This window comes from Serratia sp. AXJ-M, assembly GCF_046531865.1.
Lineage (GTDB): Bacteria > Pseudomonadota > Gammaproteobacteria > Enterobacterales > Enterobacteriaceae > Serratia > Serratia liquefaciens.
Genome location: NZ_CP059394.1, coordinates 3,775,729 through 3,793,280 on the forward strand (window position 1 = coordinate 3,775,729; position 17,552 = coordinate 3,793,280).

15 protein-coding genes are annotated in these 17,552 nt (G+C 56.6%); 6 read left to right on the forward strand and 9 right to left on the reverse strand.

Annotation, left to right across the window (positions count from 1 at the left end):
* From H0S68_RS17685 to H0S68_RS17695, 3 genes are all read right to left on the reverse strand, one after another.
* On the reverse strand, positions 1-900 hold the full coding sequence (locus tag H0S68_RS17685; protein ID WP_115058356.1) for a Dyp-type peroxidase: 900 nt from the start codon (positions 898-900) through the stop codon (positions 1-3).
* A 433-nt stretch (positions 901-1,333) separates the two neighbouring features.
* On the reverse strand, positions 1,334-1,918 hold the full coding sequence (locus H0S68_RS17690; RefSeq protein ID WP_046372982.1) for an RpoE-regulated lipoprotein: 585 nt from the start codon (positions 1,916-1,918) through the stop codon (positions 1,334-1,336).
* Positions 1,919-2,074: 156 nt separating this feature from the next.
* Positions 2,075-2,539: a DUF2919 domain-containing protein gene (locus tag H0S68_RS17695; RefSeq protein WP_142816380.1), complete on the reverse strand. Its 465-nt coding sequence runs from the start codon at positions 2,537-2,539 to the stop codon at positions 2,075-2,077.
* A 171-nt stretch (positions 2,540-2,710) separates the two neighbouring features.
* Between H0S68_RS17695 and H0S68_RS17700 the strand changes: the two genes are divergently transcribed.
* Complete coding sequence (locus H0S68_RS17700) at positions 2,711-3,109, forward strand: YgiW/YdeI family stress tolerance OB fold protein (protein WP_142814718.1); 399 nt, start codon at positions 2,711-2,713, stop codon at positions 3,107-3,109.
* 42 nt (positions 3,110-3,151) lie between these two features.
* On the opposite strand, the gene H0S68_RS17705 is transcribed toward H0S68_RS17700, so the two are convergent.
* A complete protein-coding gene (locus H0S68_RS17705; RefSeq protein WP_020828005.1) occupies positions 3,152-3,577 on the reverse strand; it encodes a GNAT family acetyltransferase in 426 nt (141 codons plus the stop codon).
* Positions 3,578-3,782: 205 nt separating this feature from the next.
* Between H0S68_RS17705 and amiA the strand changes: the two genes are divergently transcribed.
* The 3 genes from amiA (at position 3,783) to H0S68_RS17720 (ending at position 6,115) form a co-directional block, all read left to right on the forward strand.
* The gene (gene amiA, locus H0S68_RS17710) at positions 3,783-4,670 is read left to right on the forward strand and encodes an N-acetylmuramoyl-L-alanine amidase AmiA (protein ID WP_020828006.1); all 888 of its coding nucleotides are present in this window, start codon (positions 3,783-3,785) and stop codon (positions 4,668-4,670) included.
* Positions 4,671-4,739: 69 nt separating this feature from the next.
* The gene (hemF, locus tag H0S68_RS17715) at positions 4,740-5,660 is read left to right on the forward strand and encodes an oxygen-dependent coproporphyrinogen oxidase (RefSeq protein WP_116690019.1); all 921 of its coding nucleotides are present in this window, start codon (positions 4,740-4,742) and stop codon (positions 5,658-5,660) included.
* The gene (locus tag H0S68_RS17720) at positions 5,660-6,115 is read left to right on the forward strand and encodes a YaiI/YqxD family protein (RefSeq protein ID WP_020828008.1); all 456 of its coding nucleotides are present in this window, start codon (positions 5,660-5,662) and stop codon (positions 6,113-6,115) included. Before hemF ends, H0S68_RS17720 begins: the two co-directional genes overlap by 1 nt.
* A gap of 17 nt (positions 6,116-6,132) precedes the next feature.
* Here H0S68_RS17720 and H0S68_RS17725 read toward each other — a convergent pair whose 3' ends face one another.
* The 4 genes from H0S68_RS17725 to H0S68_RS17740 all read right to left on the reverse strand — a co-directional run bounded on the left by H0S68_RS17725 (position 6,133) and on the right by H0S68_RS17740 (position 12,457).
* Positions 6,133-8,373: a TonB-dependent receptor domain-containing protein gene (locus H0S68_RS17725; RefSeq protein WP_115058354.1), complete on the reverse strand. Its 2,241-nt coding sequence runs from the start codon at positions 8,371-8,373 to the stop codon at positions 6,133-6,135.
* Between the two features lie 131 nt (positions 8,374-8,504).
* A complete protein-coding gene (locus tag H0S68_RS17730) occupies positions 8,505-10,637 on the reverse strand; it encodes a S9 family peptidase (protein ID WP_410528881.1) in 2,133 nt (710 codons plus the stop codon).
* A 77-nt stretch (positions 10,638-10,714) separates the two neighbouring features.
* Positions 10,715-11,515 (reverse strand): TonB family protein, encoded by an 801-nt coding sequence (locus H0S68_RS17735; RefSeq protein WP_142814715.1) that lies wholly within the window; start codon positions 11,513-11,515, stop codon positions 10,715-10,717.
* Between the two features lie 102 nt (positions 11,516-11,617).
* Entirely contained in the window at positions 11,618-12,457 is an 840-nt protein-coding gene (locus H0S68_RS17740; RefSeq protein WP_048760987.1) for a ChaN family lipoprotein, read from the reverse strand.
* Between the two features lie 194 nt (positions 12,458-12,651).
* On the opposite strand from H0S68_RS17740, the gene mmuP reads away from it, so the two are divergent.
* Together mmuP and mmuM are read left to right on the forward strand one after the other, a co-directional pair.
* Positions 12,652-14,061, forward strand: a complete 1,410-nt coding sequence (gene mmuP, locus H0S68_RS17745; protein WP_020828013.1) for an S-methylmethionine permease — start codon at positions 12,652-12,654, stop codon at positions 14,059-14,061.
* On the forward strand, positions 14,051-14,989 hold the full coding sequence (mmuM, locus tag H0S68_RS17750; protein ID WP_410528882.1) for a homocysteine S-methyltransferase: 939 nt from the start codon (positions 14,051-14,053) through the stop codon (positions 14,987-14,989). Before mmuP ends, mmuM begins: the two co-directional genes overlap by 11 nt.
* A gap of 48 nt (positions 14,990-15,037) precedes the next feature.
* Here mmuM and maeB read toward each other — a convergent pair whose 3' ends face one another.
* The gene (gene maeB, locus H0S68_RS17755; protein ID WP_259218122.1) at positions 15,038-17,317 is read right to left on the reverse strand and encodes an NADP-dependent oxaloacetate-decarboxylating malate dehydrogenase; all 2,280 of its coding nucleotides are present in this window, start codon (positions 17,315-17,317) and stop codon (positions 15,038-15,040) included.
* Positions 17,318-17,552 lie beyond the last annotated feature (235 nt).

Here is a 17,552-nt window from a genome sequence, read left to right on the forward strand (position 1 = left end):
TTAAAGCGACAGCAGGCGCGTCAGCGAAGGCGCAAAGTAATAGCTGCCGGTCACCGCACGGCTGAAACGCAGCATCGCATCACGTTTGCCGTCCAAATCGCCAAACATGCTCAGCAGCTGTTTTTCGATGTTATGCAGGCGGGCGCAATAGGCGATGAAATACAGCCCGTGTTTACCGCTGGCAGTACCGTAAGGCAGGCTCTGACGCAAAATCTTCAGGCCTTTGCCGTCTTCTTTCAGATCGACACGGCTGACATGCGAGGTGTCAGGACGCTGCTCCGGCGGCAACTCTTCGCTGTCGTGCTTGGTGCGGCCGATAATCTGCTCCTGCTGCTCGGTGGTAAAGCGCTGCCACTGACGCAGGTTATGTTCATAACGCTGTACCAGCACGTAGCTGCCACCTGCGTCTTCTTCACCTTCGGCGATGACCGCCACTTCAGGACGTTTGTCGCCCTGCGGATTTTCAGTGCCGTCGATAAAGCCGCTCAGATCGCGCTCTTCCACCCAGCGGAATCCGTGGGTTTCTTCTTCAATCTTGATGGCGTTGCCGAACGCTGCCAGCGCCGCCTGCGCCAGCGTAAAGTTAACGTCATGACGCAGGGATTGGATGTGGATCAACAGATCGCGCTGGGTGGCCGGGGCCAACCCTTTGCCCAGCGGGGTGAATGGCTTCAGCTCTTTTGCGCCCTGACCGCTGGAAAGGTCGTGCCAGACGTCATAGCCAAAGGCGATCACCGCACCCAAATGCGCATCGGGAAACTGCTGTTGCAGCTCGGTCAACGTCTGGCAAAACTGCTTGCAGCCCTGGCGCAAATCGGCGAATTCGCCCTGCACGGTGGCTTCCATAAAAATGGCGAAGCGGCAGTGTTCCAGTAAAATACCGCTCTGAACCTGGGTCATTATCGTTATCCTCAAAATCGAAATCGAGTAACAGGCTGCTGTATACCCGTCGTCTTTAAAGTCGCAGCGTTGTTACCTGCTTACAAGACCCCTCCGTAGGTCTTGCCCCTTCGGGGCCGCTGCAAGCAGCGTTCAAATCTGTTCCCGACAGATTTGTCGCTCACCCTCGTTACTTACTCAAGTAAGCGCCTGGGGTGAGCGAGCTGGCCGCCTGGCTGCAACTTTAAAGCCATAGGGTATATGTCTAGATTTCCTGTTACGAATGCGCAGTATCATACCCGATGAAAACGGGATTGCCTTGCATCAGCGCAAAGAAAATAGGGTTACCCATAACCGGGCAATCTCGCCCAAAGGTAGCGGTGATTTAACGTTCAGCGGGGATGGAAACCAGATAAATCAGGGGCGCCGCGGATCGGGCGCCCAGGGGGAAGCTTTATTGCGGTTTGGCGTGCCAGATGATCTTGCTGACCGTCCAGCTTTTCAGCGTGTCATCCGGTGGGATGATATCTTGCGGGCCGGCCCACTTGCCGTCGAAGATATAGGTGACGTACTTGCTCTGCTGTGCGACGCACTCGACCTTGCCGGCATCGTCGCCGTCGGCCGGTTTACAGGCACCGAACGCCTTGCTGTACAGGTCACTGAACGGCGTGCCCAGCTTGCTGCCCCACTCGGTCGCGACTTTGCTGTCCATCACGTCCACGCGCTGCACGTGACCCTTGGGTTCCCCGGTGATCACCAGCTTCACGTCGTTGCCGTCCATCGCCTGGTAGTAGGAAACTATTTTGCCCTGGCTGGTAGCCATGCCACCGCGCAGGCGGTAATCGCCGTTCAGCCCGTCGTTAATGGCGCTTTCCGACATCGGGGTACCGGCGTTGAGGTCACCAACGCCCTTGGCGCTGACTTCGAGGCTGCTGCCAAACCAGTTAAATGGCGACAGGCTGGACCAAGAGAAATTGGACATCGTCGAACAGCCGGTCAGTAACAGCGGAAGCCCTAACAACAGTGGGCGAACATTCATTTTTAGCTCCTTAACATCAATGACGGGGCACAGCCTGCTCTGCCCTGCCGCACTTGGCGTTTTGTTGCGTGTCAGCCTCTCACAACTGTCCACGCATCGCCATCGGTTGCGAGCTTGGAGTGCGGAAAATGAGAAAAGTGCCGCACTGTGCGGCAATTAACCCGCCTCATCCTGTACCACGAAACAGGCCTTAAGACGCGCACTCAGCAGCAAGTAAGCCAGCGCCAACGCATCGAGCAACGCCAACACGATGTCCAACGCCGAAGGATTGTCGTCTTGCTGCCACAGGCTAAACAGGGAACCGCCCAGCGCGGCCAGCAGCGAAGCAATCAATACCCAGCGCCAGGCACGCCATAGCCGTGGCCACTGGTGACGACGCGGAGCAATCAAAAATGCCAACGCCGCCGGCAGCCCCAGCACGATGCTATACCAGAACCATTGGGTGTCCGGGTAAAACAGCGACAGCAGGCCTTCCCCCTGCTGGCGCGAAACCCCGGCCATCACAAACAGGATCCAGGTGCGGGCCTGTAAAATCAGTACGCCCCAAAACCACAGCGGCAAACGCAACGCACCGTGCTGATCGTAATCGTCGGGAGAAAAACGGGGTGGAAGTGGCTTCAACATCGATTCCTTGCCAATATCATGATGATTTTTCAAATGGGTGCCGTGTTTATTGTTTTCAATGCGCGCGCTTAAGAACCCCTTAAGATTTTCATGCTTTACTTAACCCCATCAAACCAGCAGTCCTGATTGGCAGGGCTTTGATTCTAGATTGAGATAAGGAAGCTTAAGATGAAAAAATATACCCTGGCAGCATTAATTGCTCTGTGTAGCGCACCGGTTATGGCTCAGCAAGGCGGGTTCCTCGATCCTGCGGCACCGCAAACGCACACCCAAAACACGCAGCAAGGCGGATTTTCCGGCCCTAGCGCCGCGTTGACCACCGTCGACAAGGTCAAGTCAATGAGTGATGACACCTGGGTGATGCTGCAAGGCAACATTGAGCAACGCGTCGGCGACGAGACCTATACCTTCCGCGACGCCAGCGGCACGCTGACGGTCGAGATCGACAAAAAACGCTGGAACGGTCAGACCATCACCCCGAAAGATAAAGTGCAGTTGGAAGGGAAAGTGGATAAAGACTGGAGTAACGTGGAAGTCGACGTGAAAACCATCAAAAAACTGCCCTAACGCGCAGTTTGGGCGGTGAAGCCTCACCGCCCAAAGTATCGCTCAATATTCCTGATCTTCGATCAATCGCTTGCCCAGGCTGGTAATGCTCTGGATCTCGTAACCGAGTTTCTCGTACATCTCGATCACCGTGTCGTTATCTTCCCGCACCATCAGTTGGATCTTCGGGCAACCGCGCGCGATCAATTTTTTCTCTAACCGGCTGATCAACGCATTGGCGATACCGCGTCCGCGATAATCTGGATGCACCCCGAGATAATACGCCGAACCACGATGACCGTCGTATCCCCCCATCACCGATCCCACGACTTCCCCGCCCACTTCCGCGACCAGAAACAGATCCGGATCGTGATTCAGTTTGCGCTCAATATCCATCTCAGGATCGTTCCACGGCCGCAGCAGATCGCAGCGCTCCCACAGGGTAATGACTTCTTCAAAGTCGTCTTGTCGAAATACGCGAATTTCCATCGATGTTCGCCGCTGTTAATTAAGATGTTTATCTGATTATCGCGGGATTATTCACTTACGCAATATCAAACTGCGATTTCCCCGGGCAATAATGCAGAAATCCCCGGTAACTCGCGTAATAAATGGACATAGTTATCCGGTCGATTAATGATTATCAATACGATATAACGTCGCAAAATAGAATTTGTCGATGGAGCGTAGCGTTATGAAAAAGCAGGTTAAACCATTCCTCAATTTTAAACCGCTCCCCGTTTCCCCCACGCGACGTCAATTACTGCTTTCTGGTCTGGCGCTGGTGCTGCTCGGCAGCAAGAGCCAAACGGCCCAAGCCGAAACCGGCGGCATGCTGCGCAAGCAACACGCTAAAACTGCGCCCAAACCCAGCGGCAGCAAAAGGCTGGTGATGATCGACCCCGGTCACGGCGGCATCGATTCGGGCGCCGTCGGCAGAGAAGGTTCGCAGGAAAAACACGTGGTGCTGGAGATTGCCAACCACGTGCGTCGCATTCTGCACGAACAGGAACACGTTGAAGTGCGCCTGACGCGGGAAGAAGACGAGTTTATCCCCCTGTTTCAGCGGGTGGAGATTGCCCACCAGCATCAGGCCGATCTGTTTATCTCTATCCATGCCGACGGTTTTACCAGCCCGGAAGCCTCCGGTGCCTCGGTGTTTGCCCTGTCCAATCGCGGTGCCAGCAGCGCCATGGCGCGTTATCTGTCCAACCGCGAAAATGCCGCCGATGACGTGGCCGGTGGCAAATACAAAAATCAGGACAACTATCTGCAGCAGGTGCTGTTCGACCTAGTGCAAACCGATACCATCAACAACAGCCTGACGCTCGGCCGCCACGTGCTCGGCCAGATCCGTCCGGTACATCATCTGCACAGCAACAGCACCGAACAAGCGGCGTTCGCGGTGCTGAAATCCCCGTCGATTCCATCGGTACTGGTCGAAACCTCGTTTATCACCAATCCGGCGGAAGAACGCCTGCTTGGCACCACCGCATTCCGCGAGAAAATCGCCCGCGCCATCGCCGACGGCGTGATCAGTTTCTTCAGCTATTACGATTCACACCAACGAAAACCCGGCTGATACTGCCAGCCACGGTGAATAAAGGTATACTCTGCGGCTTGTTCAGTCAGACGCTGTGAATTAATCCGTATGAGTTTATCGACCATCGCAGAAGTAAAATCCTTCCTGCTGGCACTGCAGGACCGCATCTGCACGCAGCTGGCTCAGGCCGACGGCGGCGCCGTTTTCAACGAAGACCGCTGGACGCGGGAAGAAGGCGGCGGTGGCCGCAGCCGGGTATTGACCGACGGCGCGGTGTTCGAACAAGCGGGCGTCAACTTCTCACACGTCTCAGGTGCCACCCTGCCCGCCTCCGCTACCGCGCACCGCCCCGAGTTGGCCGGCCGCAGCTTCCAGGCGATGGGCGTGTCGTTGGTGATCCACCCGCGCAGCCCTTATATCCCGACCAGCCACGCCAACGTGCGGTTTTTCATTGCGGAAAAGCCGGGCGAAGAACCGGTGTGGTGGTTTGGCGGCGGCTTTGATCTGACCCCCTTCTACGGCTTTAAAGAAGATGCCATTCATTGGCACCGCACCGCCGAACAGCTGTGCGCCCCCTTCGGTGAGCAGGTGTATCCCAAATACAAAAAGTGGTGCGATGACTATTTCTTTATCAAGCACCGCAACGAAGCGCGCGGCATCGGCGGCCTGTTCTTTGACGATCTCAACACGCCCGACTTCGCTACCTGCTTCGCGTTTACCCAAGCGGTGGGCGAAGGCTTCCTCGATGCCTATTTGCCGATCGTGGAAAAACGCAAGGCGCTGAGTTGGGGCGATAACCAACGTCAGTTCCAGCTGTATCGCCGTGGCCGCTACGTCGAGTTCAATTTAGTCTGGGACCGCGGCACGCTGTTTGGCTTGCAAACCGGCGGACGTACCGAATCCATCCTGATGTCGATGCCGCCGCTGGTACGCTGGGAATACAACTATCAACCGGCGGAAGACAGCCCGGAAGCGGCCCTTTACCGTGATTTCCTGCCGGTGCGCGATTGGTTGAAGGAGCCAGAATAATGCAGATTTGGGTCGATGCGGACGCCTGTCCCAACGTGATCAAAGAAGTGCTGTTTCGCGCGGCGGATCGTACCGCCATGTCGGTAACGCTGGTTGCCAACCAACCGCTGAGAACGCCGCCTTCCAGGCATATCCACACTCTGCAGGTGGCGGCCGGTTTTGACGTGGCGGATAACGAAATCGTGCGCCGCTGCGAGAAAGGCGATCTGGTGATCACCGCCGATATCCCGCTGGCTGCCGAGGTGATCGAAAAAGGCGCGGTGGCGCTGAATCCGCGCGGGGAACGCTATACGCCGGACACCATTCGTGAGCGCCTGAACATGCGCGACTTTATGGACACCCTGCGCTCCAGCGGTATCCAGACCGGCGGCCCGAATACGCTGAACCAGCGCGACCGTCAGCAGTTCGCCAACGAGCTGGACAAGTGGTTGCAGCAGGCAAAACGGGCGCAGTGATTGCGCCCGTACTCCGCTTAGAATCGCACCTCCCCGCCGAAGATATAGGTTCGGCCGCGGGCGGTGTTGGTCGGTGTGAAGTCCTGTGACTGGGACGGCATCGAGTTCATCTTGTTCAACGCATCGGAATAGTCTCTGTCCATCAGGTTCTGCACGCTGAATTTCAACAGCAGGTTACGGTTGAACTGATAGGTGCTGTACAGATCGATAATCGTCGGAATGTGCGGCGCAGGCTCTTTCAGCAATTGCTCATTTTCGTCCCGATCCGAATTTGGCGACAGGCGAACCGCTTTACCCGTGTATTTGACCAATCCGCCCAGCGTCAGTTTCTCGTCCAGCAAACGAACCCCAGAATCTAACGTGAAATAAAACTCCGGCAGTTCGCTGATGTCACCGGCACCGAATTCGTTGCTGGCCTGATTGGTCGGTTGGCTGGTGTGCTCTTTGCTCAGGGAGAGTTTGGTGTAGGCGAAACCGGCATCATACATTGCCTCTACTTCCACCCCACGCATTCTGACCGGCTCATAAGCATTGCTGTACATGGTCATCACGACATTCACATCGGCGTTATCCCACTCTTCCTGCGTCGCCTGAGAGCGGTTGCACTTCTCGCGATTGCTGCACACCATGTAGTTTTGGCTGGAAATGTAATTTTTGATCTTTGATTCAAAATACACCGCCTTCAGCTGGAAGCTGTCCTGCTTGAACAACAGGTCATGAGCATTGGCGTTGAAGCCGGCCTGGTAGGTTTCGGCGGTTTCGCCCTTCAGGAACGGGTTCATCGACTGCCCGCCGCTGTTGGCGAAGAACACCTCCTGAATATTCGGCCCGCGCATCGACTTGCTGTAGCTGACAAACGGTTGCAACCATGGCGTCACCTGCGCCGATAACAGCACCGACGGATTAAAACCGTGCTCTTTCAAATTGATATTGCTGGCCCCCTGCGGGAAGCAGGCCACGCGCTCATCACAGGCAGGTTTATAACCGGAAATATCATAGGAACTGTAGTTCAGATCAAAGTTGCTCTGCCAGATGCCGTAGTTAAGCTGCAGCCCACTGTAAAGGCTGGCGATATTTTGTTTACCCGCGATCCCCACCGGCGAACTTTCCGCCTGGTTATCGTCGGTTACCAGCCCGGATGCGTGCTTCTTGTATTCGTTACGGATCAGCTTGCCACCATAGCTGAAGGCAAAATCGACTTCCTGCAGGCTGAAACGGCTGGTGTTATTGACGTCCAGCGCGTCCGAGATATTTTTCGCCTTGCTGTCGCTAAACCCTGCCATATTGTCAGACATGAATTTCTGCTCACCGCGGCTGGTACTGGCTGTCAGATTAAAATCAATCAGCTCGGAGAAAGGCGCATAGTGATATTTAATATAGAAGTCATTACTGTCGATATGACGGCGGGTTATTTTATTCTGGTAGGTCCTGGCCGACAGTTCGATACTATTAAAAGCGTCTGGCTTAATATCGACTTTGAATAACTGGGATTTAGGGTTCTGTCGATAAGTTTTATCAACGTTAAACTCTTCACTGTCAAAACCGGAGCCGTTTTTGTAATTAGACGTGATGGAACTGCCGCTGATGGCTGCCATCGCGCCCAGGCTGCCGCCTTCGCCAAAGGCGCCGGTTTTCCCGCCCACGGCAATCATGCCGCTGCGGCCAATGCCGTTATTGCCCACGGAAAATTTGGTGCGCACGCCAAAGGGATTATCGGAAAACACCACGTCATCCACACCCAGGGTGCGGAAGTTGGCGCTGCCTGCCAACGCATTCACTCCGGCGGAGCCCGTCGCATTGCCGCGCGCTACATCAACGCCGACGATAAAATTGGGGTCGATCAGCGCACCGAACTGGCTGGTGGGTAACCCGCCATGGGCTGCATCGCTCGGCGAACTGCCGTAGTAGTTCTGGGTAATACCGTCCACCATGGTATTAACGCGGCCAAAGCCGCTCATGCCGCGGATATTGACGCTAACCGATCCCTGGCCCGGATCGATTTGGGTATAGGTGCCCGGCATGCTGCGCAAAATGCTGTCTACCGATTCGAGATTCTTATTTTCCCCTCGTGAGCTGAAGGCACCCGGTTTTTCTAACGCCTCCTTTTCGCTACGGTCGCTTTCTGTCGCAGCCGAAACGTTCAACGGGCTAAACACCACGTTGCCCTTGCCATTGTCTGCCCCGTCTTGCGCAGCCGTCGCCGTCCCGCTCAGCGCTATTCCCGCACCGATCAGGCTTACCAGTAATTTAATTTTCATAGATCCCCAGAAATGACCAAAAAGATGTTATGGCCGACAATGCCCAGCACAAAGCCCGCCGAAATCGACGGTAAAATTAACGCTTTATCGTTTTAATAAGCCGCCAGGTTATTTCCTGGCGGCCAGAAGGGTTATTTCCGCGTTTTCTGATCCACCGCCAAAATAAAGCTGTATTCCAAGGCGCTATTTTCCAGCCGCGTCAGTCGGCCCGATTTTCCGCCGTGCCCGGCCGTCATATCGGTGGCCAGCAGCAGCAGCGAATCGCCCTGTTTAAAGCGACGCAGTTTGGCCACCCATTTTGCCGGTTCCCAATATTGCACCTGCGAATCATACAGGCCGCTGGTCACCAACAGGTTCGGGTACGTCTGCTTGCGTACGTTGTCGTAGGGACTATAAGACTTCATCAGCGCATAGGCTTCTGGTTGATTTGGGTTGCCCCACTCTTCATATTCACCGACGGTCAGTGGAATGCTGTCGTCGAGCATGGTGGTCAAAACATCCACGAAAGGCACCTGCGCCACCACCGCGTTATACAGCTGCGGCGCCTGATTGATCACCGCGCCCATCAGCAAGCCGCCGGCGCTGCCCCCCATGGCATAGATACGCCCCGGCTGGCCGTAACCCTGTTTGATTAACGCCTGGGTTGCATCGATAAAGTCGCTGAAGGTGTTGGGTTTATGGCTCAGTTTGCCCTGCTGATACCAGTTCTGCCCCAATTCACCGCCGCCACGCACGTGGATCAACGCATAAACAAAACCGCGATCCAGTAAACTGATGCGGTTGGCGCTGAAGGCCGGATCCATACTCATGCCATAGGCGCCATAGCCGTACACCAGCAGCGGGCTGAGCCCCGGTTTGAACATCGCACGGTTGTAGACCAGCGAGACGGGTACCTTCACACCGTCACGCGCGCTGATCCACACCCGTTCGCTGTGGTACTGGCTGGGATCAACGCCTTTCACTTCCTGCTGTTTCAACAGGGTACGAGTGCCTTTATCAAGATCCCATTCGTAGGTGCTGGTCGGCGTGGTCATCGCCGAATAGCCGTAGCGCAGGTGCTGATTGTCCGGATCGGGGTTATAGCCCAGCCAGGCCATGTAGCTGGCATCATCGAACGGAATGCTGCGCTGGGTTTTGCCGTCCCAACTGATTTGCCGTAGCTGTACCAGGCCATCGCCACGCTCTTTCACCACCAGCCAGTCGCGGAATAAGGTGAAACCTTCGACCTCGCGCTTTTCCTGCGGTGCAATCAGCGTCTGCCACGGTTTATCGAGCGCCGCGGTGTGATAGAGACCAAAATGCGGGCTTTGGTGATTGGAGCGTAAATAGAACTCGCCGCGATAATGGTCGAGGTAATATTCATGGCCGTTCCGACGGGCGGCAAACAGCACCGGCGCTTTCAGCGGTTGGTTGGCATCGATCAGCCGCGCCTCAGAGGTAGTGTTGCCGCTGATGGTAATAATGAGGTAGTCGCGGGAGGAGGAATGAGCCAGGCTCAGATAAAACGCCGCGTCATCTTCCTGATACACCAGTTTATCGTCCGCGACCGGCGTACCGAACTGATGGCGATAAACCTGATACGGCAACAGGGTTTGCGGATGGTTGCGAATATAAAACAGCGTCTTGCCATCGTTGGCCCACACCATGTCGCCAGAGGTGTTTTCAATCACTTCCGCGGCCCATTTCTCGCTGTCGACATTACGCAACGAAATACGGTACTGCCTGCGCCCCTGATAATCTTCGGCGATCGCCATCCGCTGATTGTCCTGGCTGATCTCCAGACCGCCAACACGGTAATAAGCCTGCCCTGTCGCGCGCTGGTTGGCATCCAGCAACGTTTGCCATGGCGCATCGGCGGTAAGGGCCTGACGCTGGTACAGGGCAAAATCCTTGCCCGCCGCATAGCTTTCCTGATAGCGGTAGCCGTTCAGTTGATAAGGTACCGAGCGATCTTCCGGGCTCATGCGGCCGAGCATTTCCTGGTACAGCGTATCGCGCAGTTTTTTGTACGGCTGCATCATCTGTTCGGTATAACGGTTTTCCGCCGTCAAATAATCCAGCATCTTTTTATTCTGGCGGCTGTCGTCGCGCAACCAATAGTAATCATCTACCCGGGTTTCACCCTGGGCGGTCAACTTTTTCGGGATGATTTCCGCGCTGGGAGCCTGCGGTGCCGCCTGAACGGCCTGGCCCATTAAGCTTAATGAGATCACGACAGAGGTTGCCGCACGCCAACAACGACCCGGCAAAAGTGGATATTTCATAGTCCCTCACGATGGTTTGACATCGGCAACGCCTGCTTTTGTTTCAGCAAACAAAAGGCCGCTGCCGTGGGCATAAACTATTGGACGGCGTGCAACGCCGCCAGATTAAAATCGATGGGCATCGTCACCCGAACCTTGTCCTGCTGAAGCATCTCCACCGGCGGTTGCGGCAAAGGCTGCGCCCGAGTCACCACCGCCAGTGCCTCTCGATCCAGCGAGGCGGTACCTGACGACGCCTGCAATCTCAAATCAGACACCCGGCCCTGCGCATCCACCGTAAAGACCACCTGCGGCATGCCTGTACGGCGGCGGCGCTGTGCATCCGACGGATAGCGTTTGATGCGGTTCAGCAGCCCCTTAACCTGACTTTCCCACGACAGCTTGGCCTGCAGTTGACTGGCGGAATCACTGTTCAGCGGTGCCGCCGCCTGCCGGGCAACATTCAGCGCTTTCGGTGCCGCGGCGCTGGAGGCCGCAGCGTGTTTGGTCTCTTTTGCCTGCTCCTCGGGCTTCGACTGAGTTTTCTGCGGCGGCCGCTGTTCAGTTCGCTTCTTTTCGACCACGGCAATCTTGGTTTTTTCAGCCCGTGCCAGCTTTGGTAAGTCGGGTTGTTCTTGCTGTTCAGCCGGTTGTGCAGCAGACGACTGCGCCTGCTGTACGCCTAGCGGTAAGGGTTTGGGACTTTCCGGCGCTTCAATCTGCGCGGCCCAGCTCATCATTACCGCCGGAGGCGGCAATTGCATCGGCGGCAGCGAGCGTGGCGGCCAGTAAAACAACAGTACCAGCGCCACATGTGCCGCGATAGCGCACACAAAACCGCGCGCCCAGCGCGGTTGCGGCATCGCAGGGGCCGAAAAAGAGAAAGACTGACTTAGCATAGGGACATTAGATTACTTAATTGCGAATGATTGCAGATCACATTTGCTAATGATAATCATTTGTAATTATTATTAACAGTCCTTTTCACTGCCTTAACAGATTCATTTTACGGCCGGGGTGATCCACAGGTAATCGGCCACCTGTTTGTCGACCTGTACCCCGGGTTCCGCCAGCATCAGTACCGTTGGCAACGCAGCTGGTTGCAAATCCTGCACGTGCAGTGGCACTCCTACGGATTTGGCGGCATGGTAGCCACCGGCAATCAACAGCGCGGGAGTGGGCGCGGCCAGCAGGCGTTCGGCCATGCGGCGGTCACGCTGCTGTTGGATCGCCAGCATCGCATGCAATTGTTGAGGTTCAATCTTGCCGCCGTGCGAAGTGCGGATAGTTTCCTCCAGCGCTTTCTGCACCACCGGACGCACCGACAGTTGGCCCTGCGGGAAACTTGGCTGCTGATAAAAAGCCATGATTTCATCGCGATCCAGATTAGCCGACCACAGCGGATAGGGTGCACGCATCGCCGCCATTACCACATCGCCGTACAGCGACCATTTCCACCCCGACTGCCAGCCGATCAACTCCGCTACGCGTCCGTCGCGAACGCTGGGGTCCCCCTGCAGCCACTGTTTCACCTGGTTAACCTTGTCTTGCTGATTCGGGTTAATCATTTCCATCAGCACGCTACCCTGGGGACGCTGCTGCGGCAGGTTTTGCACCAGCCACAGCTCAATCTGATGGTGATAGGGGTTATCGTGTTTTTCGCCGACAATGACCCGCGGTTGAGCGGCCAAACGGGCCAGAAGCTGGTCAGGTGACAGGCTTTCTCCACTGCGCAAATCCGTAATTTTGCCCAAACTATCAAGGGTAGTTTTTGGCGAGGAAACCGGGGTTTGGCTACAGGCGGCGAGCGCCAGCGCGGCCAATAAAATCAAAAGTCTCATGATGCTGCCCTGTCATAAAAAGTGGCGACATTATAGATAATAATTATCATTTGCATATAGACAACCCCCTTTCCTGCGACATCGATAACTATTTTTTTACTTTAGGATCTCTGACCACGCATTGATTTCATGAAGTATTGCAGGTATAACCAATAGCCATTTAGCAGCTTAGACGTCTATACGGGTAAAACACCATGCACTCACCTGTCCCCGCCGAAGGGCAATTCAAACGCACCATGAAGGCCCGGCACCTGGTGATGCTGTCGCTGGGTGGCGTGATCGGTACCGGGCTGTTTTTCAACACCGGCTATATCATTTCCACCACCGGCGCCCTGGGTACCCTGCTGGCCTATCTGATTGGCGCACTGGTGGTCTATCTGGTCATGCTGTGCCTGGGCGAGCTTTCGGTGGCGATGCCGGAAACCGGCGCCTTCCATGTTTATGCCTCCCGCTATCTTGGTCCGGCGACCGGTTATACCGTGGCCTGGCTCTATTGGCTCACCTGGACCGTCGCACTCGGTTCCAGCCTGACCGCCGCCGGTTTCTGCATGCAGTATTGGTTCCCACAGTCGCCGGTTTGGCTGTGGTGTTTGATTTTCTGCGCGGCCATTTTCCTGCTCAACGTAGTCACCACTCGCTTCTTCGCGGAGAGCGAATTCTGGTTCTCGTTGATCAAGGTGATCACTATTTTGGCGTTTATCATCCTCGGCGGAGCAGCCATGTTTGGCCTGCTGCCGATGAAAGACGGCACCCCGGCTCCCTTTCTGCATAACCTGACCGCCTCCGGCTGGCTGCCCAACGGCACCCTGCCGATCCTGATGACGATGGTGGCGGTCAACTTCGCTTTCTCCGGCACGGAGCTTATCGGCATTGCCGCAGGCGAAACCGAAAATCCGGAAAAGGTGGTGCCCTGGGCGATACGCACCACGGTGATCCGCCTGATGCTGTTCTTTGTCGGCACGGTGTTTATTCTGGCTGCGCTGATCCCGATGGATCAGGCCGGGATTGTCAAAAGCCCGTTTGTGTTGGTGTTTGAACGCATCGGCGTGCCCTATGCCGCCGATATCTTTAATTTCGTCATCCTGACCGCCATCCTGTCGGCCGCCAACTCAGGCCTGTACGCTTCGGGCCGCATGCTGTGGTCGCTGGCCAACCAGCGCACCCTGCCGGCCTATTTTTCTCGCGTCAATAAACGCGGCATTCCGATCAATGCGCTGACCTTCAGCATGCTTGGCGGCGTACTGGCGCTGTTAACCAGCGTGATTGCGCCGGACACGGTGTTTGTTGCCCTGTCGGCCATTTCCGGCTTTGCCGTGGTGGCAGTTTGGTTGAGCATCTGCGCCTCCCACTACGCTTTCCGCCGCCACTATCTGCGCAGCGGCCAGCCGATCGCCGGCCTGAAATACCGCGCGCCGGGCTATCCGTTAACGCCGATCGTCGGTTTTTCCCTGTGCCTGCTGGCCTGTATCGGACTGGCGTTCGATCCGGAGCAGCGCATCGCGCTTTACTGCGGGCTGCCGTTCGTCGCACTGTGCTACGCCGCCTATTATCTGACCCGCCGCAGCGGACAAAAAACATCTTTGGGAGAAAATCATGTCGGTTAACAACCCCGTCGCCACGCTGTTGGCCACCCACAACACGCTGATCCTTGACGGCGCACTGGCGACCGAACTGGAGGCTCGCGGCTGTGACCTCAGTGATCCCCTGTGGTCGGCCAAGGTGCTGATCGAAAACCCCGAGCTGATTTATCAGGTTCATCTCGACTATTTCAACGCGGGGGCGCAGTGCGCCATCACCGCCAGCTATCAGGCCACGCCGCAGGGCTTTTTGCGCCGGGGGCTGGATCACGAGCAGTCACTGGCGCTGATCGCCAAAAGCGTGCACCTGGCGCAACAGGCGCGCAGCGACTATCTGGCTCAGCACCCGCAGACAACCCCCTTGCCGATCGCCGGCTCGGTCGGCCCCTATGGCGCTTATCTGGCCGACGGCTCTGAATATCGCGGCGATTACGCATTACCGCAGGAAGAAATGATCGCCTTCCACCGCCCACGCATCCGTGCGTTGGCCGAGGCCGGCGTAGATCTGTTGGCCTGTGAAACCCTGCCCTCGTTCAGTGAGCTGCAGGCGTTGCTCACGCTGTTGCAAGAATTCCCGACGCTCGGCGCCTGGTTCGCCTTCACCCTGCGCGACAGCCAACACCTCAGCGACGGCACGCCGCTGACGCAGGTGCTGGCATCGCTGCACGGCAATCCGCAGGCGTTGGCGATTGGCATCAACTGCATTGCGCTGGAAAATGTAGCTCCGGCGCTGCGCCAATTTGCCGTGCTGACCGATAAACCGCTGTTGGTCTATCCTAACTCCGGCGAACATTACGACGCGGTGAGCAAAACCTGGCACGCCTGCGGCGGCGAGCACGGCAGCCTGATTGATCAGGTAGGAGAATGGCAACGCATCGGCGCACGGCTGATCGGCGGCTGCTGCCGGACTACGCCAAAGGATATTCGCCAGATCGCGGCACTCTGCAAGGCATAAAAAAGCCCCCTGAGCCAAGGCGTCAGGGGGCGGTTTAATGCCGAAGGCTTATAACGGTGCGGTCTGCGCTTCCACAACCGCCAGCGCCACCATGTTGACGATGCGGCGCACCGAGGCGATTGGCGTCAGGATGTGTACCGGTTTCGCTACTCCCATCAGCACCGGCCCCACGGTAACCCCTTCCGAAGACGACACACGCAGCAGGTTGTAGCTGATACGCGCCGCTTCCATGTTCGGCATAATCAGCACGTTGGCCGAGCCTTTCAGCGGGCTGTCCGGCATCAGATCATTACGAATGCTCTCAACCAACGCGGCATCGCCGTGCATCTCGCCGTCGATTTCCAGCTCCGGTGCCATCTGATTCACCAACTCGAGCGTTTTACGCATCTTGCAGGCTGCCGGGTTATCGGAAGAACCAAAGCTGGAATGGGACAGCAACGCGACCTTCGGCTCAATGCCGAAACGACGCACGGTTTCCGCCGCCATCAGGGTGATTTCCGCCAGTTGCTCCGGCGTCGGATCGTCATTGACATAGGTGTCGGCGATAAAGGTGTTGCCGCTTGGCAGCAGCAGCGCATTCATCGCCCCGGCGACATGGGCGCCCTCACGGAAGCCAAATACTTTTTCAACCACGTCGTAATGCTCGTGATAGCTGCCGATGGTGCCGCAGATCATCGCATCCGCCTCGCCACGATGCAGCATGATGGCGGCAATCAGCGTCGGGTTGCCGATCACCGCACGGCGCGCCTGTTCCTGCGAAACGCCGCGGCGTTTCATGATCTGGTAGTACTCGCCCCAGTATTCATTGAAACGCGGATCGGACTCGTTGTTCACCACTTCAAAGTCTTTACCCGGCGTCAGCTGCAGACCGAGTTTTTTCAGCCGCATTTCGATCACGCTCGGGCGCCCCACCAGAATCGGATAGGCCAAGCCTTGCGACACCAACTCCTGAGTGGCGTGCAGTACCCTTTCTTCTTCGCCTTCCGCCATCACCACCCGCTTCATTTCCTTCTTCGCCTGGGCAAAGATCGGTTTCATGAACAGGTTGGTTTTGTAAACGAATTCAGACAGCTTTTCGACATAGGCATCAAAGTCTTCGATCGGCCGCGTCGCCACGCCAGACTCCATCGCCGCCTTGGCCACTGCCGGAGCGATTTTAACAATCAGGCGCGGATCGAAAGGTTTGGGAATGATGTATTCAGGGCCAAATGACAGATCCTGATCACCATAGGCCGACGCCACCACGTCGCTTTGCTCTGCCAGCGCCAGATCGGCAATCGCATGTACGCAGGCCAGCTTCATCTCTTCGTTAATGGTGGTCGCCCCCACGTCCAGCGCACCGCGGAAGATGAACGGGAAGCACAGCACGTTGTTTACCTGGTTCGGGTAATCGGAGCGGCCGGTACAGATAATGGCGTCCGGGCGCACGGCTTTCGCCAGCGGCGGCAGGATTTCCGGTTCTGGGTTGGCCAGCGCCATGATCAACGGATCCCTGGCCATGGTTTTCACCATATCCTGAGTCAAGACACCCGGGCCGGAACAACCGAGGAAAATGTCGGCGTTAGGGATAGCGTCACCCAGCGTACGCTGGCCGTTATCTTCAATCGCATAAGCCGCCTTGGTCTGCTCCATATTGGCGTCACGGCCTTTGTAGATAACCCCTTTGGAGTCGCAGACGGTAATGTTCTGCTGGCGCAGCCCCAGGGCCACCAGCAGGTTCAGACAGGCGATCGACGCGGCGCCGGCTCCGGAAACCACCAGCCGCACGTCGGAAATATTCTTTTTCACTACCCGCAGGCCGTTCAACACTGCGGCGGTCGTGATGATCGCGGTACCGTGCTGATCGTCGTGGAACACCGGGATCTTCATGCGCTCGCGCAGTTTCTGCTCGATGTAGAAACACTCCGGCGCTTTGATGTCTTCCAGATTAATGCCGCCGAAAGTCGGCTCCAGCGCGGCGATGATGTCGATCAGCTTGTCAGGGTTTAGCTCATCGACTTCGATATCAAACACGTCGATACCGGAAAATTTCTTGAACAGGACGCCCTTCCCTTCCATCACTGGTTTACCGGCCAGCGCACCGATATTGCCCAGGCCCAGCACGGCCGTGCCGTTGGAAATGACCGCCACCAGGTTGCCACGCGCGGTATATTTGTAGGCCGCCAGCGGATCGGCAGCAATTTCCAGACAAGGTGCCGCGACGCCCGGCGAATAGGCCAGCGCCAGATCGCGTTGCGTTGCCAGCGGCTTGGTGGGGGATACCTGGATCTTCCCTGGGACCGGATATTGGTGGAAATCAAGCGCACTCTGTTTGAGCTGTTCGTCCATTGTAGGTTCCTATGCTTTTTGCTTTTATGTTGAGGTAAGGCTATTAAGCTGTGTCCTGCCATTGTTCGTGCCAGCGTCGCAGACCCAAAAGCCCGTAATCAAGGCGGAGGATGCTGGACATAGCGTGCCTATGTTCAAACCCGACAACGCTAAGTACGGTTTTTTGGGGCGCGGCCCGAAGGGCTGGCGCTCACGTACAATGGCAGGACGCAGCCTTGTAGTATAGTGAGAGAAA